This window comes from Thalassotalea mangrovi (assembly GCF_005116735.1).
Classification (GTDB): Bacteria; Pseudomonadota; Gammaproteobacteria; order Enterobacterales; family Alteromonadaceae; genus Thalassotalea_A; species Thalassotalea_A mangrovi.
On record NZ_SWDB01000011.1, the window covers coordinates 1 to 25,587 of the forward strand.

Sequence of the window (25,587 nt, forward strand, 5' to 3'; positions counted from 1 at the left end):
CCATACTGATACTGCTGACAACATTAACCCACTGGTTGTTGATGATACTTGGTTCAGTTGCGATAAATGCCAACAAACATCGGCAATATCAGGCAAATACGACCAAAAGTCACAACGTATTATCGTTACCGTTCATTGGACAACGAGTCGCCCAGGACAGGCTGTTTAGGATAACGGTAAAAGATACAATGAATGCAATAAAAACGCTTCAAAACCAGAGCGAAGGACTCGGCTATGAAGCGTTATAAATTTGTGGGGATCCTACAGACTCTGACCCCTTGATTTTACATGCTTATTCAATGCCAATATATTTATGAACCTGAATCGACAGGCGCCAGTTGTTAGCAATACACGTGTCGATAGCCAATTTAGTGGCTCGGTCTTTTTGGCTGATAGGCTGCAAATATACCGGCGTGTCGGTTATTTGATGTTCCTGAAGTAATGCTTTTAAATCATCAATGTGCTGTTCGGTTGCTACTGGGTGCTTGATTTCATCGGCACGATGCATGGCAGAACTCAGTACTTTGTAGCCGCCGCGCATATTCACTTTTGGTGATACCGTCACCCAACAATCTGGGCTCACCAGCACTTCGAAAGTGCCTGACGTTTCCACCTGGGTTGAATAGCCATTTTCTTCCAGTACCAGGCACAATGGCTCAAGATCAACCATGCAGGGTTCTCCTCCGGTCAACACGATGTGCTTCGCCTGCCAGCCATTGTCATTAATGGTTTGCAGGATATCGGCGATACTGACATCGGCCCACTCATCGGTCTCAGCGGATTTTGCCAACATGACTGCAGTACCAACTTCGCGCTCCGGATCGATTTCCCAGGTATGCTTGGTATCGCACCACGAGCAACCAACTGGACACCCTTGCAGACGAATAAAAATAGAGGGTTGTCCGGTGAATGACCCTTCCCCCTGAATGGTCTCGAACATTTCGTTAATTTTGTACTGGCTCATCATAAATCTTCTTTAGCGATACAAGATTATCAAGTAAAATTAAGGCTATTTGGTATTATACCCCAAGCAAGTTAATAAATGGCTGAAAATATGACAGAAAAAGTTGTGGTAATTTATTCCGGTGGCATGGATTCATTCACCGTCCTGAATCGCGCGGTTCGGGATAACAAAGAAGTATTTGCCCTTTCGTTTGACTATGGTCAGCGTCATGTAAAAGAACTGGAATACGCCGCAAACGTTTGTCGCGAATTAGGAATTGAACACAAAGTGATTGATATCACCAGCATCAATCAACTGCTAGCGGGATCGTCGCTAACTGATGATATTGATATTCCTGAAGGTCACTACGAAGAACAGAGCATGAAGTCTACCGTGGTACCGAATCGCAATATGATTTTGCTATCACTGGCAGTCGGATATGCGGTTTCTAAAGGTGCCGGACAAGTCTACTACGGCGCTCATTCAGGCGATCATGCCATTTACCCGGACTGTCGCCCAGAATTCGTATTAAAGATGAACGAAGTGTGCAAAATTGCTAATTATGAGCCGGTGGAAATTTACTCTCCATACCTGACGGTATCTAAAATCGATATTCTCACCGATGGTTTGCAAATGGGACTGGATTATTCTAAAACCTGGACCTGTTATAACGGCCGAGAAAAAGCCTGCGGCAAGTGTGGTGCCTGTCAGGAGCGCTTAGAAGCCTTCGAAAAGAATGACGCGACGGATCCTCTCGAGTACGAATAAGAGCATCCCAAGTGTAAGGTGGAAGGTGGAAACATTAAGGCCACCTTCTACCCTCTTAATTTCTTCAGTTTCTAAGAATAGGTTTAGCGTTTAGCATCCAGAGCCTGCTGAATTTGATCCAACTCTTCAGGGCTCAACTCTGCTTTTTCCAGCAAGTGCACAATGGCTTTGGCAGCCCCACCCTCGCCATTGGCAGAAATAAAGACCGGGTGGCCGGCATCACCATCGGCGTGAACCATTTTTTTGATGATTTTAATGTCGTTATTTTCACCTCCAGTTTCACTGATGGTATCCACCACAATCACTTTTTTAACGCCCTCATCCTCGGAGCTCCATTCAAATGTATTTTCATTATGATCGCCTTTCAGGTGCAGAACGTGAGCATTAGCATCCCCAATAACAGCAACATTGCCCAAAGCTTTCATCACCATATTTCGTGTTTCTTCCGGTAAATTTGCCAATTCCTGTTCTAACACGGCTTTATCCTTTAACGCCTCGTCACTCAGCGTTAAGCTTGTAGTATTGCCATTTTCGGTCACTGTGACATTCGCATCACCACTGCCTTCCTTGATGATTTCAATTTCCTGTTCAACATCTTTGCTCTGAGCAGATACCATCAAAGGTGCCGCGGCGAAAGCAATTAAACCACCGCACACGACACTGGATAAAAGGTTTTGTTTCATAACGTTCATTGTTAACTCCATATTTTTTATCGATTTAGCATACCGACAACGTCTCAGGTTGCCAACATTAGTTTTAATGAGGAATTTTCCCCGCAAATCATTTACAGCAATTTCAGCGCCAACATTAATAAATTGCTTTGCGATTTCATTTGTCGAGTCGTTCAAGCGCGTCAAACTAAGCTCTGACGCTAATTGAGCCAAGTCGGCAAAAATCCACACTGATGAATTATTTCTCAGCAAACAGACCAACCAATTGTCACGATTGCCGATATCGGTAATGCAATATCCCGATATCAGGAATTTTTCATCTACTGTTGCAGCCCTCCTTTCCTTCAATCTAGTAACTCATTGTTTTAATTATTAATTAAATCACTTTCTGAGCTGGCATCATCGTTGTAAGATAATAATGAGTCAAGGATCACAACACTAAGAGCTATGTCGATTAGAACCTATTTATTCCTGCTTATTGGCGCCTTAATTGCGTTACTGACCAGCAGTCAGCTTTTCCTCGTGGATTATCTGCAAAAGCAATTTGCCCAGCAGGTTGACAGCAAAGCCAGAGTGATCAGCGAAAAAGTGATTAAGCTCGCAGCGGAACAGGTAGCGGATGAAACCTTTGAGTTTAAAACCGAAGCCGGAGACACTAAGTCATACAAATATGTAATTCGTGATCAGGCAAGGCACCTCGACGGCAAAGACAGTCATGTTAATAACAACACAAACGACATCAATGAATTTATTGTGGTTAAACCTGAATCTGCAGATAACATCTCATCTGGCGATTCCATCGTCGAAGTGGATATAGAGAAACTACCTGGAGTACCAGGGGCAAACACCTTAAAAATAGTCAGTAACCAAGAAGTAAAAACGCTTCTCCTGGATGAACTTAAAACCATAACGGAGCGATTGCACCAACAACCGGATATCGAATATCAGGAGCTGCACAGCATCGACTGGACCGACTCAGGTATCGCTCATGTGGCTACCAGTACACGTGGTTTTTCATTCTCGCGCGACAACAACAATAGCCTGGTTAAACAGATAATTTATGCGCTGATTTTTAGCAGCCTTGCAGCTTTAATTTTCGCTTACTGGCTCAGTCATAAATTCAGTAAGCCTTTAAAGGCCTTAAGCAAAGGCTTCTCACAGATTGCAACAGGTGATTATTGCCATCAGGTCGAAGAGCAAGGCGTTTTTGAACTTAGACAAACTATCCGCCACTTTAATGATACCCAGGCCAAACTCGAGCAACTGTCAATTAACGAACAACATTATCAGCAGAACAAGCAGTTAGCAGAGCTTGGCGAAGTCAGTAAAGGCTTAGCTCATGCACTTCGTAATCCCATACACACCATAGGCCTGGCGCTCGAGCAATTAAAAGCCAGCAATGCACAGGAGCGTGAAGCCGTCACATTAACCATCGAAAATAAAATCCGTCATATCAATCGTACCATTAATGCCATGCTGCAACTTACCAGCCAGCAGTTGCAGGACCCGGACACGGTACCTGTTGGCGCCGTTGTACAGGATATTATTCTGGAATACAAAGCTGCGGATACAAAAAATTTAAAAATTAAACTTCAGGATAAAGAATCGCTCACATTGCTGGCCAATGAATCCGAGTTACGGGCAATTTTGCATACGGTAATTATCAATGCCTGTGACGCCAGCGAAGCGAAACAAACCATCGATGTCAGGATCTTACCCGCTGATGATTCGCAGGTGATAATTGAGGTCGAAGATCAAGGCGGTGGTATGGAAAAAAATATCGAGAAAGATTTATTCAAACCACATACGACTGACAAGGCAGAGGGGGCTGGTATGGGATTATACATTGCCCAGCGCCTGGTTAAACTCCACTATCAGGGCGACTTAACGTTAGAGAATACCGAATGCGGATGCCGGGCAACCATTACCCTGTTTCCAAGAGGCTAATATGGCAGAAATAAAACCAATACAAATTCTGGTAGTTGAAGATGAAGCTGAGCAACGGGATTTGATCTGTGGCTTGCTCAAAGCGTCAAATTTTCAGGTAATTTCCGCTGATTGTGTTGAGCAGGCCATTGTGCTACTCAAACAACATCCGGTCGACCTGGTGTTTTCTGACTGGAAACTCGGTAATCTGTCAGGCATTGACCTGCTGAATTTTATCCGCAGTGAACAACAACCGCAGATCGACAAGGATATGGCAGTCATTATTGCCACCGCCCACGGTACCATCAGTCATGCCGTTGAAGCCATGCAACGCGGCGCTGATGATTATCTGGCTAAGCCTTTTCAACGTCAGGAATTGCTGTTAACCCTAGATAAAGCGTTAAAAGCCAGGGATCTGAGACAACAAAACCAGTTACTTAGCGAACAGTTAAGTGAACGAAGCCAGCTAGTTGATTTGGTTGGTCAGGCACCATGCATGCAAACCGTATACAACCGAATCGCTCAAGTGAGCGCAACCGATGCGACGATTCTGATTCTCGGTGAAAGCGGCACTGGTAAGGAACTCGCCGCCCGTGCCTTGCATCATAACTCGCAACGGGTTAACCAAAACTTTGTCGCGATTAATTGTGGAGCTATTCCTGAATCCCTGGCTGAAGCCGAATTATTCGGTGCAATGAAAGGCGCCTACACTGGCGCCAATCAGGATAAAATAGGCAAACTGGAAGCTGCTAATCATGGTACCTTGTTTCTTGATGAAATTGCCGAACTATCCGCTCCTCTACAGGTAAAGGTATTAAGGTTTTTACAGGAAGGAACGATACAACGTTTAGGCAGCCATGAAGAAAAAAGCCTGGATGTTCGTGTTATCGCTGCGACTCATAAAAATCTCGAGGCAATGGTAGCCAGAGGAGAATTTCGCGAGGATTTATTTTATCGCCTCAATATTATTCCCATTGAAATGCCGGCTTTACGGCAACGACAGCAAGACATTCCCTTTTTGTGCGAACACTTTTTAAAATTGCACAGTAAACGCCATCAACGTCAACCCATGGCACTTTCTGAACAAGCCCTGCGGACCTTGCTCGACTACCACTGGCCGGGTAATGTCCGGGAATTGTCTAATCGCATTGAGCGTTTAGTATTGCTCAATGATGAACAGGAACTTCTGCTAAATACCCAGTCCCCAATAAGCGATAACAACAATGAGTTACCCGCTGTGGAATGGCCGGAGCAGGGTTTTTCCTGGGAGACATTTGAGCGGCATGCACTGGCTCAGAGCCTGCAGCGACATCAGGGAAATCGCACCAAAGCGGCAAAATACCTGCAGTTGCCGTACAAAGCATTCCTGTACCGACTGGAAAAATATGATTTAAATAAATAAGTTAAATTAAAGGTGCAATCGCCATCCATAAACTCATTGTCAATCTGGACGTAATTCCATTCAATTAATCCCTAATAAAGTAACCAGATATTTGTTTTTCACCTAAAATTAAGAAATGGACGGAGGGTTTAGAGAGGTTGTTATGGGTTCCCTTTGGCGTCATCAGGCTGAGCATTTGGCTCATATGATCATCGAGAAAGATGAACTTAAAGCACATCTGTACCTGGAACAGCTGATGCTGTTTCCCGTCGACATCCAGGACAAAATCATTGAAGACATCTCCAAATTGCCTCGATGTAATAGCGAAGACGTCGCGGAAATCATCAGCTTTTATACGTCCCGCGTTTAGCTGCGTAGTTGCATCTCTCTGAGTTTAGCGATTTCATCCCTAACGGCTGCTGCTTTTTCAAACTCCAGATTACGGGCGTGTTCGAACATCTCGTTCTCCAGTTCTGCCACCTTCGAATCAATTTCCGCAGTCGATAATATGGGTGTCTCGGCCTTAGGCTCTGCGACTTTTTGTCTGCCTTCAACCCCTGAGTCAACACCCATTACGTCGGTGATACGCTTTACCAGGCCTTTCGGAGTGATATTGTGCTCTTCGTTATATGCCTGTTGCTTGGCACGACGGCGCTCAGTTTCATCAATAGCCCGCTTCATTGAACCAGTAATCTTATCGGCGTAAAGAATCGCACGCCCATTAAGGTTACGTGCAGCGCGGCCGATGGTTTGTATCAGTGAACGATCAGAGCGCAAAAAACCTTCTTTATCGGCATCGAGGATAGCTACCAGAGAAACTTCCGGCATGTCCAGCCCCTCACGCAGTAAGTTGATGCCAATCAAGACATCAAATTTACCCAAACGCAGGTCACGGATAATTTCCATACGCTCTACGGTATCAACATCAGAATGCAGATAACGGGTTTTAACACCATGTTCGGACAGATACTCGGTTAAATCTTCAGCCATACGTTTGGTCAGCGTAGTTGCCAGGACCCGTTCGTTGACTTCGACTCGCTTACGAATTTCCGACAACAAATCATCTACCTGGGTATCAACGGGTCGCACTTCGATAGTTGGATCTAATAAGCCGGTAGGACGTACAACCTGCTCCGCGACTTCGCCGCCAGATTGTTCAAGTTCATATTGAGATGGCGTCGCCGACACGTAGATGGTTTGCGGTGCAAGGGCCGTAAATTCTTCGAATTTCATTGGCCGGTTGTCGAGCGCAGACGGTAAGCGAAAACCATATTCCACCAGGTTTTCTTTCCGTGATCGGTCACCTTTATACATGGCTCCGAGTTGCGGCACGGTAACGTGGGATTCGTCGATAATCAGCAAACCGTCATCAGGAAGATAATCGAATAACGTCGGAGGTGCTTCGCCCGGTTCGCGCCCGGACAGATAGCGAGAATAATTTTCAATACCAGAGCAGTAACCAATTTCCGTCATCATTTCGATATCAAACTGGGTGCGCTGTACAATGCGTTGCTCTTCCACCAGGCGGTTATTGGCTTTTAACTGCTCTGCCCGCTCTTTTAATTCCACTTTGATTTTCTCGACTGCATCAAGAATGCGCTCTCGTGGCGTGGCATAGTGGGTTTTCGGATAGACGGTTACCCTGGGCAGGATCCGCTCAACTTGTCCGGTAAGTGGATCAAACTGACTGATACGCTCAACTTCCTCATCAAACAGTTCAACCCGCAGTGCAATTCGGTCTGATTCCGCCGGGAAAATATCAATAACATCACCGCGAACCCGATACGTTGCCCGTTGAAAGGCAACATCATTGCGGGTGTATTGCAGTTCCGCTAGACGTCGCAGGATATCCCGTTGATTAATAATATCGCCCTGTCGTAAGTGCAACATCATTTTTAAATACGAGTCTGGATCACCCAATCCATATATCGCAGAAACCGATGCAATAATGATGACGTCACGGCGTTCCATCAGAGCTTTAGTGGCTGACAGGCGCATTTGTTCAATATGATCGTTTATCGAAGCATCTTTTTCGATGAACGTATCGGTCGTCGGTACGTAGGCTTCCGGTTGGTAGTAATCATAATAAGAAACAAAATACTCGACCGCATTCTCCGGAAAAAACTCCTTCATTTCGCCATAAAGCTGCGCTGCCAGCGTCTTATTCGGAGCCAGAATCATGGTCGGACGATTCTGGGCCTCAATAACATTGGCAACGGTAAAGGTTTTCCCTGAGCCAGTGACACCGAGTAGTGTCTGGTGCGCCAGTCCGGCATCAAGACCATCCAGCAATTGGGCAATGGCAGTCGGTTGATCACCGCTTGGCGTATAGTCAGAAATAATTTTTAAATCTTTACTCATCAGGAAGGCTTGCTCTCAGTCATACACTCAGGTTCGATAAACTGCCTGGTAAATAAATGATACGACAGTAAAGCCATCAACAGATTGCCCAGCAATGCTCCGGCAAACAACCCCATCAGATCGAACATCAGACTGCCAAGATACGCAAGTGGTACGTAAAATACAAATAGTCGAATAATGCTCAATGCCAGAGCCGCCATTGGTTTATGCAGCGCATTGAAGGACGAATTGGTCAGAATGATAATGCCCTGCAAACCATAACCAAGGGGCAGAATGTATATAAACAGTTTGATGATATCCGCCACAGTTTGTTCTTTTGCGAAGGCTGCCGCGATAAAAGGTGCTAGCAACGCCATCAGCACGTATACACCAACCTGCCAGATTAGTACGAATTTAGTCGATGTTTTATAGGCCTCTTCCACTCTTTCCATCTTACCAGCGCCAAAATTCTGGCTGATGAACGGCGGCAAGGTCATTGATAATGCCAAAACTACGAGGCAGGCTATGGATTCAATTCTTGAGCCTACCCCAAAGGCGGCTACGGCCGCTTCACCATAAGACGCAACGATTGCTGTCATCACTGCAGCGGCAATCGGGGTTAGCATATTAGCCCCTGCCGCTGGTAAGCCAATATGGAGGATTTCCCTGGTACACTTTTTCAATATAAGCAGTTGTGGCAGCTTAAGGTGAATCATCTGCCGGCGTACGCCTAATATATAGAGGATAACAATCAGGCCAAATGCCCAGGAAAACAGCGTCGCAATAGCTGCCCCTTTGATACCCATTGCAGGAATCGGCCCCAAACCAAAGATAAGAATCGGATCAAGAACCGCATTGATTAACCCTGCTCCCCCCATCACATAACTCGGTGTCACCGTATCACCGGAAGCACGCAGAATGGCATTACCGGTCATCGGCCCAATCAGGCCAATACTACCCAGGAACCATAAATCCATATAGTCATGAATCAGGGGCAATAAACTCTGTTTCGCACCGAGCAGGGTAAAAATTTGTTCAGAAAACGCCAGCCCCAACATGGATACCAAGACGACAATAATGGCGGTCATTATCATCGCTACCGTGGCACTGTCCCGGGCAGATTCAACATCCCCACGGCCCAGGGTTTTAGCAATGACAGCAGAGGTCCCGATCCCCAGGCCAATGGCTAAACTAATCACCGTAAAGGTTATCGGAAAGGTAAAACTGATTGCCGCCAGGGGTTGTGTTCCTAACAAACCGACGAAGAACGTGTCCACCAGGTTAAAAGTCATCAGCAATACCATGCCCATAATCATCGGGATGGTCATATTTTTCAGGGTAAGACTCACTGGTTCGTTGAGTAGATCCTGTTTTTTCTTGCTTTTCGTTAGCGTCATTAACTGGCGGATTTTATATAGAAATGAAAGGAGCGTATTGTAAAAGATAGACTTAAATGTTGCCAGCGACATTTAATCATGAGCCTTGATTGGCACCGTTGACTTGCCGATTAAACGATTGGCATAACTTCTGGTGATTATATGAGCCACCTTGTTTATTTGTAATGCGATTTGTTCGCAAAATCAGCAAACAATTCAACATTTAAATTTATTATCATTTTTATTGTTGACAGGTAAGTTTCAGATAGATAATATTCCGCCCCGTTAGCGAGACGCGAACAATGTAATTCCCCTGTAGCTCAGTTGGTTAGAGCGGTGGACTGTTAATCCATGTGTCGTCTGTTCAAATCAGACCAGGGGAGCCAAATTTATAATTCAATGGCTTCTAGTTAAGCGGTTGATAACAAAGTATTATTCCCCTGTAGCTCAGTTGGTTAGAGCGGTGGACTGTTAATCCATGTGTCGTCTGTTCAAATCAGACCAGGGGAGCCACTTTCGCAAGTAGTACGCTACTGCAGACAATTTGTAATTCCCCTGTAGCTCAGTTGGTTAGAGCGGTGGACTGTTAATCCATGTGTCGTCTGTTCAAATCAGACCAGGGGAGCCACTTTTAAAAGACCCGCTTTACGCGGGTTTTTTACTTTCCGGCGATGTCTTTTTATAGCTCGTCTTTCTTTTCCTTGCACTCTACGATATCTTTGTTCTAAGCCAGAATAAAATAACACTTAGATAAGGAAATCATTGTGCCAGGAAAGCTCTCTACATTAATCCCGCTGTTGGTCGCTGCCACCTACGTTCACGCCGAAGAACATCGAAATACTGACAACGTCGCCCAAACACTAACGTCCTTCGTTTCCGCCGAGGTACTTAACAGAGAGCATCCAAAATACCCAAAAGCGGCTGCACGCCGAGGTCAATCCGGCAGGGTAGAAATGACATACACGGTAGAGCCCGATGGCAAGGTGTCAAACATTATCCCCACTAACTACTCGGGGAGCCGGACGTTTATTAAGGAAGCTACCAAGGCCGTATCTAAATGGCAGTATTCTCCGGCGATGGAGAATGGTAAGCCCGTGCAGAGTTGCTTACATAGCGTTCGTCTCGACTTTAAAATCGGTAATGGTAATCCGGAAAAATTTTCGCGCTTTTACAACAAGTCCATCGATATTCTGACTAGTGGCAATACTGAAGACATTGCCAGGTTACAGGGTGAACTTGATGCTTACACAACCAACATAGTTAACGAACGTGAAGCTCTGACCTTATTAAAGTTTTATCATGCCTCTAGCATTCAGGATGAAACTCTGGCTCAGAGCTATCTGGCGCAACTCGATTTAAAAACCCTGAAAAATGTTGTCCCTGATATCTGGCCAAAGCTGGCCATGAACAAAGCGAACTTATACGCAAAACAGCAAAAAATCGCAGATGCGCTGGAGTTGGTGAATTTATTACTCGACGATACACAGGAAACGTTTACGCCGCTCGAATTGACTGAGTTCAAAAACAACCTGATTGGCTTTCAAAAATCCGACTCCCACCTGGTTATACAGGGAAAAGTAGGAAGCCTCGGCCACTGGCACCACAACCTGACCAGAAAAAGCTTTGCCATCAATCGGGTGCAAGGCGATCTCGAAAGTGTTGATGTTCGATGTGACAACAAAAGAAGACTATACGAGGTTAATGAAACGACTCTTTGGAAATTACCTCTGGAATGGAAAAATTGTCAGGTTTACATTTCCGGCGATACCGATGCAAGTTTCGAGTTAGTTGAATATCCATCCCTTAGAAATGATGAAAATGCAGTAGCGTCCTCAGACTAACAGAAATAAATACACGCGAAGGATTCGGCGCGTTGCCGATCCTTTGCCTCTAAACAACACCTGATGACTGTAGACGTTAAAAAATAAGCAGTTCGTAGCTAATACCTATTTGATTTCGATCTAGTTAAAGCTTACTCCGATATTGATAAGAACAAACTTAATGCACCTTATGGCCAGACTCATTCTCACAATGCTGTTTTTATTGCCAGGGTTCGCAACTGCAAAGAGCGAGCTTCCTGTTCCAGAAATAGTCATTCCGAAATTGATAACCGACAAGGAAACTGAAACTGCACCGGATTTCCAACCAGCTAAACTTCATGCGCGAGCAGGTCCCATTTATCCGGCCTACTATGCCAGAAAGCAAAAAGAAGGTTGGGCCGAATTAACATTCACGATAGAAAAAGATGGCTCAGTCAGTAACGTATTGGTGACTAATGATAGTGGTGGCGTTCAGTTTGTTAAAGCGGCCATAAAAGCGGTCAACTCATGGAAGTACAAACCTGCACTAGAGTTTAACCAGCCTGTGCAATCCAACATTCACAATGTGCGGTTAACGTTTAAGTTTGCTCGCGATAAAAACATTCGGGAAAAAGTCTATGAATACTATATGCAGGGATTAGAGTTCATCGCCGCAAAAGACCGTGATGGAATGGACGAAATATACGAGCAAATTAACGATCTGAGTTTTCGCATGTATGGGGAAAAGGACTTCGCTGATGTCTACACACTGAATTATGCATCTCAGATCAAGGATACCGAGCTTTATCACACTACCCTGAAAAACGTAGCGTTGATATCAATCATCGATACCTTTCCAGATCTGTGGGCGGACCTGGCGATGGAAAAAGTAAAATTGCTGGCCGAAGACCACAAGCTTGCTGAAGCGCTGGCTTTGTTGAACGACATAGAGGCAGATAAAAGCAGCGGGGTTGAACAATCAACAATGGCTTCGACAAGGGAACAATTAAATCAGCATATAAATTCGGAAATTGATTTAGTTGTAGAGGCAAAAACAAATAAGCTGGGGATCTGGCAGCACCACCTTGCCAGAAACCATTTTGCGATAACGGACCTCCAGGGAAAACTGAAACATCTCGATATTCGCTGTGATAACACTCGCCGCCTGATCAACATTGATGAAAACAGCGAATGGAAAATCCCGAGAAAATGGCGCGACTGTGTGCTTTATTTTAAATCTGAAAAGTCCGCACAATTTACCCTAGTTGAATTTGCCAACAGTTAATGGCTTTAACACTATGACTAGTGGCGCTATTTCATTACAATAGCGCCACAAAAACTCCAACAAATAACTTCAATGGACGCCTCGGTACTTTTTCTCTTTATTCCGACATTTTTTCTGGTCAGCATTTCCCCAGGTATGTGTATGACACTCGCCCTTACCTTAGGCATGAGTGTCGGTGTCAGGCGAACCATGTACATGATGATTGGCGAGCTGCTGGGTGTGGCGATTGTAGCAATTGCTGCAGTGCTCGGCGTCGCAGCGATCATGCTGCAATTCCCTCTTTTATGTACCCTGCTGAAACTATTAGGTGGTGCTTACCTGACCTACATAGCAATACAGATGTGGCGCTCAAAGGGTAATATGGCGGTGTCACTGGACATTCAGCAAAAAACCGACACATCGCGCGTTACCCTATTCAGCCAGGGCCTGCTTACCGCAATCGCCAACCCGAAAGGTTGGGCGTTTATGATTTCCCTGCTTCCGCCCTTTATCAGTGCTGAACATTCTTTCTGGCTTCAATTGATTAGCTTAGTGATGATTATCCTGTGTTCAGAATTTATCTGCATGATGATATATGCTACCGGCGGGAAAACCCTGGGCCTGTTGTTATCCAATGGCCGCAATGTCAAACGAGTCAATCGAATTTCCGCATTATTAATGTTTGCGGTAGCAATCTGGTTGCTCGTCGATACGTTTTAATACTAAGATTTCATTAATATTGATTGACGATATCAATGAAATCTATGTTGCAAATGGACCTCTGCCCTAACGCTGACTTGTGCTAAAACTTAATGGAATTGGTCTTACAGGCCGTTGATTACTGGTAACTTACGAAATCAAACAATAGGGTCTGTGGTGCCTGCTTTATCATTACATTGATATTCAATCGCCATACCATTTGTGATTCAGTGCAAGCGCCAAGCATGATATCAGCTCGGTAACTTTCATTTTGAGAGTTAAAGAAAACTGGGATTTTACCCATGTACATATCCCGCCCCTGCAAAAACGCACTTTTTATTTCAAAATCAGCCCCCGGTATGGCATCAAGGAACAATTGAAATTCTGTTTCAGATACGACCTTGTTAGTCGATGATGTCAGGTTGACCTGTCCCCAGCTAGCATTGTAACGACATGGTTCTTCTTGAAAATTACAAAAGGGTACGCCGTCTTGACCTGGATCAAGTTGCGCTTGTTCAGAAAAGTTTAGAGTGGCAATGACACAAAGGATAGCGACAAAAAGAACTGTGTAAAAAATACGCATAATAATAGTTTAAGTCCTTCGTTTGCGGTGAATTATCCATCGTTTATATAGAAAAACCCAGTAATTTGAGAAAAATTTTGATCTAGGTCAGTTTTTTAGACCTCAATTGATGACATCTTACATTGCAGGCTTTATCATTCGCACCGGAAAATTTGCTATCTATGTATTGTTGTGGTTTTGAACTATAACTATTAGAAGCAAAATTTTAATGATCGTTCTTGCATCGGTCTGAGCAATGAAAAGATAAATACTCACATCAACTTTATAATTATAAATGTGGAACCTTTAATATGAGTCAAAGCACTACGACAGAAATCGATTACAACTACAAAGTTGTACGTCAATTTACTGTAATGACTGTAATTTGGGGTATTGTTGGCACATTTGTCGGTGTGTTAATCGCTGCCCAGTTGATCTGGCCAGCCCTTAACTTCGAAACACCCTGGCTTACATACTCTCGTCTTCGTCCTCTGCATACCAATGCAGTGATCTTCGCGTTTGGTACCAGCGCCCTATTCGCTACCTCGTACTACGTGGTTCAGCGCACCTGTAAAACAACCTTGTTCGGCGGTGCCCTGGTCCCATTCACCTTCTGGGGCTGGCAGGCGGTTATCGTTGCCGCAGCAATTACCTTGCCTTTAGGTATTACCTCTTCAAAAGAGTATGCAGAGCTTGAATGGCCAATCGACATTCTGATCGCTCTGGTGTGGGTCTCCTACGCAATCTGTTTCTTCGGAACCCTGGTTAAACGTAAAACCTCTCATATTTACGTGGCTAACTGGTTCTTCGGCGGGTTTATCATTACGGTTGCCGTATTACACATCGGTAACTCGATGGCTTTACCGTTAACTCTGACGAAATCTTACTCGATTTATCCCGGAGCCATTGATGCAATGATGCAGTGGTGGTACGGCCACAACGCAGTTGGCTTCCTGTTGACGGCGGGCTTTTTGGGAATGATGTACTACTTCGTTCCTAAGCAGGCAGAGCGTCCTGTTTATTCTTATCGTTTATCCATCGTGCACTTCTGGGCGTTGGTCTCACTATACATCTGGGCCGGTCCGCACCACTTGCACTACACCGCACTTCCTGACTGGACTCAGTCTGTAGGTATGGTAATGTCAGTGGTTCTGTTCTTACCTTCCTGGGGTGGCATGATCAACGGTATCATGACCTTGTCAGGTGCCTGGGACAAACTGCGTTCAGACCCAATTCTACGCTTCCTGATTGTATCCCTGTCTTTCTACGGTATGTCTACCTTTGAAGGTCCAATGATGGCAATCAAGTCGGTAAATGCCCTGTCTCACTACACAGACTGGACCGTTGGTCACGTACACTCTGGTGCTCTTGGCTGGGTTGCTATGATCTCTATCGGTTCAATGTACTACCTGATCCCGGCAGTATTCAACAAGCCGAAAATGTATTCGATTAAGTTGATTAACGTGCACTTCTGGATGCACACCACAGGCATCGTGTTATACATTGTTGCGATGTGGATTTCCGGTGTCATGCAAGGTTTGATGTGGCGTGCAGTAAACACTGACGGTACGTTAACTTACAGCTTCGTGGAAAGCTTGCAGGCTTCCTATCCTTTCTACACCATGCGCTTTATTGGTGGTTGTTTTGTTGTCGCTGGCTTCCTGCTTATGGCTTACAACATGTTTAAGACCATTGGCTCTAAAGAAGAAAGCATGCAGCGTGATGCAGTAACGGCTTAAGGACGGAAACAATGAATAGACATGAAAAAGTAGAACAACACGTCGGCTGGTTTTTTATTGTAACCATCATGGCCATCAGTATTGGTGGACTGGTTGAAATCACCCCGTTGTTTTTCCAGAAAGAAACCACCCAACCGGTTGACGGTTTACGTCCGTATACCGCGCTGCAAATGGAAGGTCGTGATATATACATCCGCGAAGGCTGTAACAACTGCCACTCACAGATGATTCGCCCACTGCGTGCTGAAACCGAACGTTATGGCCACTACAGTGTTGCCGGTGAATCGGTTTGGGAGCACCCGTTTTTATGGGGCTCGAAACGAACTGGTCCTGATCTGGCCCGGGTTGGCGGTCGCTACTCCAATGACTGGCATTATGCGCATTTGATGGATCCACGTTCCGTGGTTCCAGAGTCGAATATGCCGTCTTACAAATGGTTAGCGGAAACACCTGTCTCCAACAAGCTTTCTGCGGAGAAAATGAAGCTTTTTAATGCATTAACGAAAAATCGCAGTCACAAAGACGAGAATGGTAATCCTATTCCTCTGTACTCTGACGACGATATCGCCAATGCAGGTGCTGAATTTGCCACCACAAAAAGTATCACTGGTAAGGATAGTCTGACGGAAATGGACGCCCTTATCGCTTATTTACAATCACTTGGTCACGCGTTGAAGTAATTATGGATTATGGCACTTTAAGAGGCATATTTACGGTCATCATCTTCGTACTATTTATCATCATAGTAGTATGGGCTTTTGGCAAGAAACGTAAAACTTCATTCGACGAAGCTGCCAATTCCATCTTCGACGAAGACGATAACGTGAATAAAGAAAAACAGGAGACTAATAAGAATGTCTAGCTTCTGGAGTATATGGATCACCGTTCTTACCTTAGGGACTTTAATCGGCTGCATCTTCTTGCTGCGTTGGACCCTGACTAACTTTACCGGTGTTAAAGAAGGCGAGTCCATGGGCCATGAATTTGATGGCATCGAGGAACTCAATAACCCACTACCTAGATGGTGGAGTATCTTTTTCATGGTTACCATTATCTGGGGTTTCGTTTATCTGGCGTTTTACCCGGGCCTTGGTAATTTTAAAGGTATTTTTGGTTGGAAAAGCTCTAACCAGGGCATTACCAGTATTGCCGACTCAAAGGCTCAGACCCAGGCAGCCAAAGATGCCGGTCTTGCAGTCCAGTATGACCGTGAGGTGAACTCGGCTCAGGAACGCTTTGGACCTATCTTTGAAGGTCTTGCCAAGCAGGAATACAGTGAACTGGTGAAAAACGAAGAAGCCCTACGCATTGGTCAGCGTTTGTTCTTACAAAACTGTGCACAATGTCACGGTTCAGACGGTAAAGGCACCACCGGATTCCCTAACCTGACCGACGATGACTGGTTATATGGCGGCAGCCCTGAGGAAATCGAAGAAACCTTGCTTTACGGTCGTAAAGCTCAAGGGATGATTGCCTGGAAAACCATGCTAGGTGGTGAGCAAGGCGTGAAAGAAGTTGCGGCTTATGTGCGTAGCTTAAGTGGCATGGATGTTGATACTGAGCTTGCCGATGCGGGTAAAGAGAAGTTTGCCATGTGTGCTGCGTGTCACGGCAGTGAAGGTCAAGGTAGTCACGCCATGGGAATTGCCCTTGGTGCACCTCGCCTGAATGACGACATCTGGTTGTACGGTGGTTCTCCTCGTGCAGTTGAAGCCAGTATTCGTGATGGTCGTGCCGGTGTCATGCCTGCCTGGAAAGACTTCCTAGGCGAAGACAAAATTCGCGTAGTTTCTGCCTACGTTTACAGTTTGTCTGCCGATAAAACCGACAACGAATAATTTAAATTAAATGAAACCCTGCACAATGTATTGTGCAGGGTTTATTTTTGTCTGCTGCCCTAACCCATCCAGAGGTTAAATCAGCTTAGGTTTTCACCTGCCATCAAAGTGAGAACTTAACCTTATTTAACTTAACTGTGAAAAAGCGTTAAAATTGCCACATCATCAACGGTGCTGAGCTTTTTCACTCAACAATAGGTTTATTTATGACAACCCGCTGGTACAAAGAGCCCTGGGCTTATTTCGTTTTCTTCCTTCCCCTGACGGCGGTGATCGCCGGTATTACCACATTAATCATTGCCAATACCGATGCTGATACGGTTGTCGTTGATGATTATTATAAAAAAGGCAAGAGTATCAATCTGGAAATATCCAAAATAAAAGAAGCGCAAAAACTTGGTATCGCCTTTGATATGATGGTTTCAGAACAGGAAATCGTGCTCAAGCCCACCGGTATTGAAAAGAGTTTTCCCGTATTAAACGTAAGTTTTTATCACCCTACCCTGGCCGATCGGGATTTTTCGTTGAAATTAACTGCCGATGGTAATGGCTGGTATCGTCAAACCTTTGACAATGACATTACGGGTAAATGGCGCATTCAGGTCCTGCCTTTTGATCAACGCTGGAAATTGCAAACCACTGTAGCCTTGCCACAATCTGAATTCAGACCGTTTGAATTGCAATATTGACGATGAACATGGACTGTTTTCACTGCGGTGAACTGGTACCCGCCGGACTCGATCTGAAAGTCAACATTCATGGTAAAGATCAACCTATGTGCTGCATTGGTTGTCAGGCCGTGGCGGAAGCGATTGTCGACAACAATTTAGATGATTATTACCGCTTTCGCACCGAAAAAGGTAACAAGGTAAACGCCGATATCCCGGAGCAATTACAGGTCAATAAGTTTGTCGATGATCAACAGTTACAATCCGAATTTACCTTCGAGTCCGATGGTCATCAGGAAACGATCCTTTCCATCGATGGCATGAGCTGCGCTGCCTGTGCCTGGCTCATTGAAAAACAACTGGCTCCGCAATCCGGTATTATTAAAGCTCAGGTAAACGCCACCACGCAACGTGCCACCATTGCCTGGGATCAGGAAAAAATTAAACTCAGCGAGATTATCTCAGCGATCGCCCGTATTGGTTATTCCGCGTTACCGTTCAAAGCCAACACCACAGAAATTAACAACAACCAGCAAAGTAAAGCGTTTATCCGTCGCCTGGGCGTCAGCGGTATACTCACCATGCAAGTGATGATGATCGCATTTGGCCTGTATTTTGGGGCGTTCAGCGATCTCAGTGAACATAACCTGATGTATTTACGCGCCACCAGCCTGGTACTGACGCTCCCCATCGTAACCTATGGTGCGTTCCCGTTTTACCTGGGGGCCATTAATGCGTTGAAAGGCAGGCGCCTGACCATGGATGTACCCGTTGCCATCGCCATCAGCCTGGCATTTACCGCCAGTTGCTGGGCAACCTTCAACCAACAGGGTGAAGTGTATTTTGAGTCGGTAGCGATGTTTACCTTCCTGTTGTTAATCGGTAAATTCATGGAGTTCAGGGCCCGCGCCCGCGCTGCCGAAGTTTCAGCAAACTTATTAAAACTGATGCCATTGTCAGCAACCATTATCATCGATAATAATGAATCGATCGTCAGCGCCAAACACCTCAAGCTTGGTGACATATGTCTGGTTAAACCCGGTGAAACCATACCGGGAGACGGCATCATCATCACCGGCAACAGCAGTGTAAACGAGGCAATGCTAACCGGTGAGTCCGCACCGGTCAGCAAACAGCCGGGCGATCAGGTCTTTGCGGGAACGGTCAACACCGATGGTAACCTGCAGATTAAAATTAATGCGACTAATTCAGATAACTTTTTAACCAATATTATTCGCATCAGTGAAAAAGCCCAGAATCACAAACCGGCCATTGCAAAATTGTCCGATAAAATCGCTCAGTACTTTGTTGCCATCATTTTAATAACCGCGAGCTTAAGCTGGTTTTACTGGGCCCGGGAAGATGCCAGTCATGCCTTTTGGATCACTATCTCGGTGCTGGTAGCAACCTGCCCCTGCGCACTATCGCTGGCGACTCCGACGGCACTGACCTGTGGCACGATACGTCTGAATCGTCAGGGGATCATGGTAAAAAGTGCGCATGTAATTGAAACCATGAACCGTATTGATAGCTGGGCATTTGATAAAACCGGTACCCTTACCCATGGTAAGTTTTCCCTGAACGAGGTCAGGGTTTATGATCCGGCAATCAGCAAAGACCAGGTTTTGGCGCTTGCCAGCGCCCTGGAAGCATACTCTCAACATCCGATAGCTGAAGCATTCCGTCCTTATCGTCAACAAAACACTCAGATTGTCGATGCCAATACCGTTACCAGTTGCGGTGTTGAAGGCCAGTTTCAGGAAAAAACGATACGCATCGGCAAAGCCAGTTGGATTGACGAATGTAGCACCGGACGGTGTGATAGCTCAGACTCAAATCTGCAAGGTAACTGTCTACTTGCCATCGATAACAAGGTTGTCGCCGAGTTTTTCCTGGACGACGAAATCCGCGATGATGCTGCCCAGGTTATCAATGAACTGAGTGCTGATGCCGATACCCTGTTACTTAGCGGTGACAATGAAGCGGGGGTAAATCGCCTGTCTGCCGCTTTGCAGAAGCAACAGGTAAAGTTCACGCAATTAATTGCAAACCTGAGCGCTGCAGAAAAACTAACCACTTTAAGTCAGTTAACCGAACAAGGTAAAAATGTCGCAATGATTGGCGATGGCGTTAACGATGCCCCCGTATTTGCTGGCGCCCACGTTTCTGTTGCCATGGGCAGTGGTACCGAAATAGCAAAAACCGGGGCCGACGTCATTTTATTAGATAATCGCCTGACCAGCTTGCTATCTTTAAGAGATACATCAATACGGACACAACGTATTATTAAACAAAACTTTGCCTGGGCCATGGGTTATAATGCCATTGTCCTGCCGCTCGCCGTTTGTGGATTTATCACCCCGTACTTTGCGGTATTGGGAATGTCGGCCAGTTCAATAATTGTGGTAACTAATTCCTTGAGGCTACTGAAAAAATGAGTGTCATTTACGTTCTGATCCCAATCGCGATTCTGTTCACAGCCGTAGCGATTTACTTATTTTTCTGGGCAGTAAAATCTGAGCAATTTGATGATTTGGAAAAACAGGGAATGAGTATCTTATTTGACGATGAACCTGCAAAATCGTCAAAATCGAGCCCGCAAAGCGATTCGTCAACGAATAACAAGCAAGATAACGTCCCGGATTAATAACTCAGGTTCATAACATGGAGATGGATTTCATATCAGCATTTTTGGTCGGTCTTGCCGGTGCCGGTCACTGTATTGCTATGTGCGGAGGCATCACCTCAATGCTGACTCGTTCCGTCGGCAACGCCAGACCCGCTCTTTATCTGGTTATTGCCTACAACCTAGGTCGAATCGGCTCATATACATTAGCAGGCGTTATCGCCGGACTCAGCGGTTCGCTGGCGGCAAAATCCATCGGCATGCCCGTTGCCATATTGCAAGTAATCGCAGCCATATTTCTTATTTTCCTGGGATTGTATATCGGCCAATGGCTGTTCCTGCTAAACCGTGTTGAAGCTGTGGGTAAATTGCTATGGCAACGAATCCAGCCTTTGTCCAAGCGATTTATCCCGGTAAACTCTGGTTATCAGGCGCTCGCCTTAGGCGCAATCTGGGGCTGGCTCCCCTGCGGTTTGGTATATTCGACGCTGACCTGGAGCCTGGCCAGTGGTAGCTGGCATCAGGGTGGCCTAATCATGCTCGCTTTTGGCATCGGTACCCTGCCCGCCTTGCTCACCCTGAGCGCTGGGTTTAACTGGTTTACCCAAAACTTAAAAAACACCTGGGTTAAAAAGGTCAGCGGACTGTTGTTGCTCACCTATGGCTTTTATTCATTGCATATTGCACTCAAAAATCTGTTCTAGTACCCTTGTTGCTAAAATCGATTTCATTCATCACAGTAATTTATGTCACTAACCCCGAACATTTCTTGTGCAAATTGCCGTATTAGCGAACTTTGCCTGCCATTCAGCCTGTCCAACACTGAATTAAATTTACTGGATGAAATCATCAAGCGGAAAAAGCCGATTCAAAAAAATCAGGTTTTGTTTCACAGTGGTGATCCGTTATTAAGTTTGTTCGCCATCCGTTCAGGTACCTTTAAAACCTTTATCAACACCGCTCGCGGCGAACAACAAATTACCGGCTTTCATTTACCCGGTGATGTGTTGGGTTTCGATGCTTTATCAGAGAAATTGCACACCGGCACCGCGCAGGCGCTGGAAACGGCAATGGTATGTGAAATCCCATTTGATGTCCTCGATCAGTTATCGAATCAGATCCCTCGGTTAAAAACCCAAATCATGGCGCTGATGAGCATGGAATTAGGATGTAATCAACAACATCTATTGAGCATCAATCAGGAAAATGCCGAGCAAAAACTGGCAAGGTTTTTAATTCATTTTGGTGAACGACTTTCCGACCGGCAATTATCTTCCCAGGAATTTCAACTGCCAATGACCCGCACCGACCTGGGGAATTACCTCGGTTTGACTGTAGAAACCGTATCGCGTCTTCTCAGTCGCTTTCAACAAAATGGCTGGATCAAGCTGGATCGTAAATTTGTCACTATCGAAGATAGCGAAGCCTTGCAAAACCTTTATAGCTAAGCCGTTGCTACGACTCAAATTTTAATTTGTAACCCTACCGATATCCGATTAAGCTTAATACCAGTTAAGCGGTAAATGAATTTCACATAATCACAATTGTTGAGTAAGGTGGGAGCAATGGAACGGTATCGGAATATTTTGGTGGTCATTGACCCTGACAGTGAAGATCAAAAAGCACTGAAGCGTGCCTGCACTATCGCCAAGCAAACCGGAGACAAGATTACTGCGCTGTTGGTTATCTTCGATTTTTCATACGAAATGACAACTATGCTTTCCGGCGATGAACGCGAAGCGATGCGTAAATCTGTGGTCAAAGACCGTCAGGCCTGGCTGGATGATTTAGTTAAAGAATATGATCACCCGGTTTCTACCAAAGCCGTCTGGCACAATCGTCCTTTTGAAGTCATTATCCAGGAAGTCATTGAACATAATTTTGATGTCGTTGTAAAAAGTACCCACCAGCACCCCACGCTGCAGTCAGTAATTTTCACCCCTACGGACTGGCACTTAATTCGTAAATGTCCGGTACCATTATTACTGGTGAAAGATCATGAATGGCCCGAAAACGGCCATATATTAGCGGCAATAAACGCCAGTAGCGAAGAAGAAAGCCATCAGGCATTAAACGATAAAATTACCGATGCGGCGCTGACGTTAAGTCGCCTGATAAAAGCAGATGTCCACCTGGTAAACTCTTATCCGGGTACGCCGGTAAATATCGCCATTGAAATTCCCGAATTTGATGCCGGTGAATATAACAAAACGATGCGTGAGCACCACCAGAAAATGATGGAAGAACATGCAAAAAAATTTGAGATCCAATCGCAATTCCTGCACGTAGAAGAAGGACTGCCGGAAGATGTGATCGAAAAGGTTGCCACAGACATTGACGCCGAACTTGTCATCCTTGGCACCATAGGCCGCATCGGACTCTCGGCTTTATTTATTGGTAACACCGCTGAGCATGTCATCGACCGATTGAACTGCGATCTGCTGGCGTTGAAGCCGGATGGCTACGTCTCTCCTGTTGAAGATTCGTAACAGATATTAACAAAAACCACACCTGAGTCGAGAAACAGTTTTACCGGAGACCGGCGTTGGCTATAATACGCCCTTTTTTGGCTCGGGTTAGGAAAATGTCTGCTCAATCAACTATTGCATCGCAACCACTAAAGCAACTGGAAAAGCGTTTTCGCCATCAGGTTGGTAAAGCGATCAGTGACTATAACATGATCGAGGATGGCGATAAGATCATGGTTTGCCTATCAGGTGGTGCCGACAGTTATACCATGCTCGACATTCTCCTTAAGTTGCGTGCATCAGCTCCCATTCATTTCGATATTGTCGCCGTTAACCTGGATCAAAAACAACCAGGATTTCCGGAACACATCCTGCCAGACTACCTGCAGCAAATCGGTGTCGATTATCAAATCGTCGAAGAAGACACCTACGCGATTGTTAAGGAAAAGATCCCTGAGGGGAAAACCACCTGTAGCCTATGCTCGCGTCTACGTCGCGCTATTTTGTATAAAGCGGCAAAAAACCTTGGCGCCACCAAAATTGCGCTGGGTCATCATCGAGACGATATGATTGAAACCCTATTGCTGAATATGTTTTTTAACGGTAAAACGAAAACCATGCCGGCAAAACTAGTCAGTGACAATGGCGAACACGTGGTAATTCGTCCGTTGGCATACTGCAAAGAAAAAGACATTAAACAATACGCAGGCCTTAAAGAATTTCCGATCATCCCGTGTAACTTATGTGGTAGCCAGCCAAACCTGCAACGCCAGAACATAAAAGCTATGCTACGCGACTGGGACAAGCACTATCCAGGACGCGCTGAATCCATTTTCACTGCCATGCAAAACATCGTGCCATCTCATATGGCAGATACTGAGTTATTCGATTTTAAAAGCGTTGATTTGGACTCAGGAGTAATCAACGGTGGCGATATTGCCTTTGATTCAGAACCTGTGGTTAATCAAACTTTGTCAAATATTGAGCAAACTGTTAATGCCCAGCAAGCCATTAACATTGTTGAAATAAAATAACGAAATTTCACGAATATAGCGCGAAAATAACGTAAAAAGATGTAACTTAGCGACATCTTCGGTTAAAATTCCGCCAATTTTTTTATCTAAGGACCAATTGATGTTTGAGAAACTCTTTAAGCTTTCGCAACACAACACCAGCGTAAAGCAGGAAGTGATTGCCGGGTTCACAACGTTTCTGACCATGGCGTACATTATTTTTGTAAACCCAAGTATGCTTGCCATGACCGGCATGGATCAGGGCGCCGTGTTTGTCGCAACCTGTCTGGCGGCTGCTATTGGCTGTTTAATCATGGGCTTATATGCAAACTACCCTATCGCCCTGGCGCCAGGTATGGGATTAAATGCATTCTTCACCTTCACGGTGGTGATGGAGTTAGGTTACAGTTGGAACGTCGCCTTGGGTGGGGTATTTATCTCTGGTGTGGTGTTTACCACTCTTAGCGCCTTTAAAGTCCGCGAATGGATCATTAACTCAATTCCTCATGCACTGCGATTTGGTATTGCTGCGGGTATCGGCCTGTTCCTGGCTCTAATTGCCCTGAAAAGTTCTGGCATTATAGTCGCCAGCGACGCCACTCTTGTAACTCTGGGTAGCGTCACAGATTTTGAGCCGCTGATGGCAATCCTCGGTCTGTTTCTAATCGTAGGCCTGATTTCACTGAACATAAACGGAGCGGTGATGATCGCAATCCTGGTCATTACTGTGCTGGGACTGATTTTTGGTTCCGTGGAATATGCTGGTATCGTCAACATGCCACCGTCCATTGCTCCGACCTTTATGGCGCTGGATATTGCCGGTGCGCTTGAAGTAGGTATGCTAAGCGTAATATTCGCATTCCTGTTTGTCGATTTGTTCGACACCTCAGGCACCTTAATTGCCGTTGCCCAACGTGGTAAGTTATTAGACAAAGACGGTAACCTGCCAAACCTCAAGAAAGCCCTGTTTGCCGATTCCGGCGCCACCATTGCCGGTTCTTTACTGGGTACATCAACGACAACCAGTTATGTCGAAAGCACGGCTGGTGTAAGCGCGGGCGGCCGTACCGGCCTGACCGCGGTGACCGTCGCGGTATTATTCTTACTGGCGTTATTCTTTTCTCCGTTGGCTTCCATGGTGCCGGCCTATGCAACAGCAGGCCCACTATTTTTCGTCGGCGTATTAATGGTGGCGGGCCTGGTCAATGTAAAATGGGATGACCTGATGGACGCAGTACCAGTTACTGTCATCGTCGTCACTATGCCATTAACTTTTTCTATTGCAGATGGTATTGCCTTTGGTTTTATCAGTTATGCGGCAGTTCGGATTTTTAGCGGCCGCTTCAATGAAATCAGCCCGGCAGTTTGGTTCCTGTCGGCGCTATTTGTCGCTAAGTTTGCTTTCGCTTAACAAGCGAAACACGTTGCGAATCGATTGTTGAATGAATCGTGGTTTTGATACATCCGGCTCAAAACCACTTTTTTTGTAGTTTTTTTGGGAATGCG

The 25,587-nt window shown here is 45.5% G+C and carries 24 protein-coding genes, 3 tRNA genes and 1 pseudogene; 23 read left to right on the forward strand and 5 right to left on the reverse strand.

Going from position 1 to position 25,587, the window contains the following annotated elements; genetic code table 11:
* A pseudogene (locus E8M12_RS16290) lies at positions 1–248 on the forward strand (hypothetical protein); the annotation flags it as partial.
* A 44-nt stretch (positions 249–292) separates the two neighbouring features.
* Here E8M12_RS16290 and queE read toward each other — a convergent pair.
* Positions 293–967, reverse strand: coding sequence for a 7-carboxy-7-deazaguanine synthase QueE (gene queE, locus E8M12_RS06065; RefSeq protein WP_246034035.1), 675 nt, complete (start codon positions 965–967; stop codon positions 293–295).
* 87 nt (positions 968–1,054) lie between these two features.
* Here queE and queC point away from each other — a divergent pair, with 87 nt between their 5' ends.
* Complete coding sequence (gene queC / locus E8M12_RS06070; RefSeq protein ID WP_136735208.1) at positions 1,055–1,711, forward strand: 7-cyano-7-deazaguanine synthase QueC; 657 nt, start codon at positions 1,055–1,057, stop codon at positions 1,709–1,711.
* Positions 1,712–1,794: 83 nt separating this feature from the next.
* Here queC and E8M12_RS06075 read toward each other — a convergent pair whose 3' ends face one another.
* The gene (locus E8M12_RS06075) at positions 1,795–2,403 is read right to left on the reverse strand and encodes a hypothetical protein (RefSeq protein ID WP_169303054.1); all 609 of its coding nucleotides are present in this window, start codon (positions 2,401–2,403) and stop codon (positions 1,795–1,797) included.
* Positions 2,404–2,829: 426 nt separating this feature from the next.
* On the opposite strand from E8M12_RS06075, the gene E8M12_RS06080 reads away from it, so the two are divergent.
* From E8M12_RS06080 to E8M12_RS06090, 3 genes are all read left to right on the forward strand, one after another.
* Positions 2,830–4,329, forward strand: coding sequence for a sensor histidine kinase (locus tag E8M12_RS06080; RefSeq protein ID WP_136735210.1), 1,500 nt, complete (start codon positions 2,830–2,832; stop codon positions 4,327–4,329).
* Position 4,330: 1 nt separating this feature from the next.
* Positions 4,331–5,710, forward strand: a complete 1,380-nt coding sequence (locus E8M12_RS06085; protein WP_136735211.1) for a sigma-54-dependent transcriptional regulator — start codon at positions 4,331–4,333, stop codon at positions 5,708–5,710.
* Between the two features lie 142 nt (positions 5,711–5,852).
* Positions 5,853–6,059: a hypothetical protein gene (locus E8M12_RS06090; protein WP_136735212.1), complete on the forward strand. Its 207-nt coding sequence runs from the start codon at positions 5,853–5,855 to the stop codon at positions 6,057–6,059.
* On the opposite strand, the gene uvrB is transcribed toward E8M12_RS06090, so the two are convergent.
* Both uvrB and E8M12_RS06100 read right to left on the reverse strand, forming a co-directional pair.
* Positions 6,056–8,050, reverse strand: a complete 1,995-nt coding sequence (gene uvrB, locus E8M12_RS06095) for an excinuclease ABC subunit UvrB (protein ID WP_136735213.1) — start codon at positions 8,048–8,050, stop codon at positions 6,056–6,058. The two genes, E8M12_RS06090 and uvrB, sit on opposite strands and share 4 nt — an antisense overlap.
* Positions 8,050–9,426, reverse strand: coding sequence for an MATE family efflux transporter (locus E8M12_RS06100; RefSeq protein WP_136735214.1), 1,377 nt, complete (start codon positions 9,424–9,426; stop codon positions 8,050–8,052). The genes uvrB and E8M12_RS06100 overlap by 1 nt, the downstream gene beginning before the upstream one ends.
* A gap of 288 nt (positions 9,427–9,714) precedes the next feature.
* Here E8M12_RS06100 and E8M12_RS06105 point away from each other — a divergent pair.
* The 6 genes from E8M12_RS06105 to E8M12_RS06130 all read left to right on the forward strand — a co-directional run bounded on the left by E8M12_RS06105 (position 9,715) and on the right by E8M12_RS06130 (position 13,188).
* Positions 9,715–9,791 (forward strand) — tRNA-Asn (locus tag E8M12_RS06105).
* A 50-nt stretch (positions 9,792–9,841) separates the two neighbouring features.
* A tRNA-Asn gene (locus E8M12_RS06110) sits at positions 9,842–9,918 on the forward strand.
* 38 nt (positions 9,919–9,956) lie between these two features.
* Positions 9,957–10,033 (forward strand) — tRNA-Asn (locus E8M12_RS06115).
* Positions 10,034–10,169: 136 nt separating this feature from the next.
* Complete coding sequence (locus tag E8M12_RS06120) at positions 10,170–11,246, forward strand: energy transducer TonB (RefSeq protein WP_169303055.1); 1,077 nt, start codon at positions 10,170–10,172, stop codon at positions 11,244–11,246.
* Positions 11,247–11,415: 169 nt separating this feature from the next.
* Positions 11,416–12,489 carry an energy transducer TonB gene (locus E8M12_RS06125; RefSeq protein ID WP_169303056.1) on the forward strand — a complete coding sequence of 358 codons (1,074 nt, stop codon included), beginning with the start codon at positions 11,416–11,418 and terminating at the stop codon, positions 12,487–12,489.
* Between the two features lie 72 nt (positions 12,490–12,561).
* Positions 12,562–13,188, forward strand: a complete 627-nt coding sequence (locus E8M12_RS06130; protein WP_136735217.1) for a LysE family translocator — start codon at positions 12,562–12,564, stop codon at positions 13,186–13,188.
* Between the two features lie 118 nt (positions 13,189–13,306).
* Here E8M12_RS06130 and E8M12_RS06135 read toward each other — a convergent pair whose 3' ends face one another.
* Positions 13,307–13,750, reverse strand: coding sequence for a hypothetical protein (locus E8M12_RS06135; protein WP_136735218.1), 444 nt, complete (start codon positions 13,748–13,750; stop codon positions 13,307–13,309).
* Between the two features lie 290 nt (positions 13,751–14,040).
* Between E8M12_RS06135 and ccoN the strand changes: the two genes are divergently transcribed.
* The 12 genes from ccoN (at position 14,041) to E8M12_RS06195 (ending at position 25,492) form a co-directional block, all read left to right on the forward strand.
* Positions 14,041–15,468, forward strand: coding sequence for a cytochrome-c oxidase, cbb3-type subunit I (gene ccoN, locus E8M12_RS06140; RefSeq protein ID WP_136735219.1), 1,428 nt, complete (start codon positions 14,041–14,043; stop codon positions 15,466–15,468).
* Between the two features lie 11 nt (positions 15,469–15,479).
* Positions 15,480–16,148 carry a cytochrome-c oxidase, cbb3-type subunit II gene (ccoO, locus tag E8M12_RS06145; protein ID WP_136735220.1) on the forward strand — a complete coding sequence of 223 codons (669 nt, stop codon included), beginning with the start codon at positions 15,480–15,482 and terminating at the stop codon, positions 16,146–16,148.
* A gap of 2 nt (positions 16,149–16,150) precedes the next feature.
* Complete coding sequence (locus E8M12_RS06150; protein ID WP_136735221.1) at positions 16,151–16,330, forward strand: cbb3-type cytochrome oxidase subunit 3; 180 nt, start codon at positions 16,151–16,153, stop codon at positions 16,328–16,330.
* Positions 16,323–17,306, forward strand: a complete 984-nt coding sequence (ccoP, locus tag E8M12_RS06155; RefSeq protein ID WP_136735222.1) for a cytochrome-c oxidase, cbb3-type subunit III — start codon at positions 16,323–16,325, stop codon at positions 17,304–17,306. The genes E8M12_RS06150 and ccoP overlap by 8 nt, the downstream gene beginning before the upstream one ends.
* Positions 17,307–17,512: 206 nt before the next feature.
* Positions 17,513–17,995, forward strand: coding sequence for a FixH family protein (locus tag E8M12_RS06160; RefSeq protein WP_136735223.1), 483 nt, complete (start codon positions 17,513–17,515; stop codon positions 17,993–17,995).
* Between the two features lie 2 nt (positions 17,996–17,997).
* Positions 17,998–20,412 carry a heavy metal translocating P-type ATPase gene (locus E8M12_RS06165; RefSeq protein ID WP_136735224.1) on the forward strand — a complete coding sequence of 805 codons (2,415 nt, stop codon included), beginning with the start codon at positions 17,998–18,000 and terminating at the stop codon, positions 20,410–20,412.
* Positions 20,409–20,621, forward strand: coding sequence for a cbb3-type cytochrome oxidase assembly protein CcoS (gene ccoS / locus E8M12_RS06170; protein ID WP_136735225.1), 213 nt, complete (start codon positions 20,409–20,411; stop codon positions 20,619–20,621). Before E8M12_RS06165 ends, ccoS begins: the two co-directional genes overlap by 4 nt.
* Before the next feature lie 23 nt (positions 20,622–20,644).
* Positions 20,645–21,304, forward strand: coding sequence for a sulfite exporter TauE/SafE family protein (locus tag E8M12_RS06175; RefSeq protein WP_246034037.1), 660 nt, complete (start codon positions 20,645–20,647; stop codon positions 21,302–21,304).
* A 42-nt stretch (positions 21,305–21,346) separates the two neighbouring features.
* Positions 21,347–22,048 carry a fumarate/nitrate reduction transcriptional regulator Fnr gene (gene fnr / locus E8M12_RS06180; protein WP_136735227.1) on the forward strand — a complete coding sequence of 234 codons (702 nt, stop codon included), beginning with the start codon at positions 21,347–21,349 and terminating at the stop codon, positions 22,046–22,048.
* A gap of 117 nt (positions 22,049–22,165) precedes the next feature.
* Positions 22,166–23,089: a universal stress protein UspE gene (uspE, locus tag E8M12_RS06185; RefSeq protein ID WP_136735228.1), complete on the forward strand. Its 924-nt coding sequence runs from the start codon at positions 22,166–22,168 to the stop codon at positions 23,087–23,089.
* 95 nt (positions 23,090–23,184) lie between these two features.
* Complete coding sequence (gene ttcA, locus E8M12_RS06190) at positions 23,185–24,102, forward strand: tRNA 2-thiocytidine(32) synthetase TtcA (RefSeq protein ID WP_136735229.1); 918 nt, start codon at positions 23,185–23,187, stop codon at positions 24,100–24,102.
* Between the two features lie 100 nt (positions 24,103–24,202).
* Positions 24,203–25,492 (forward strand): NCS2 family permease, encoded by a 1,290-nt coding sequence (locus E8M12_RS06195; protein WP_136735230.1) that lies wholly within the window; start codon positions 24,203–24,205, stop codon positions 25,490–25,492.
* The last annotated feature ends 95 nt before the right edge of the window (positions 25,493–25,587 follow it).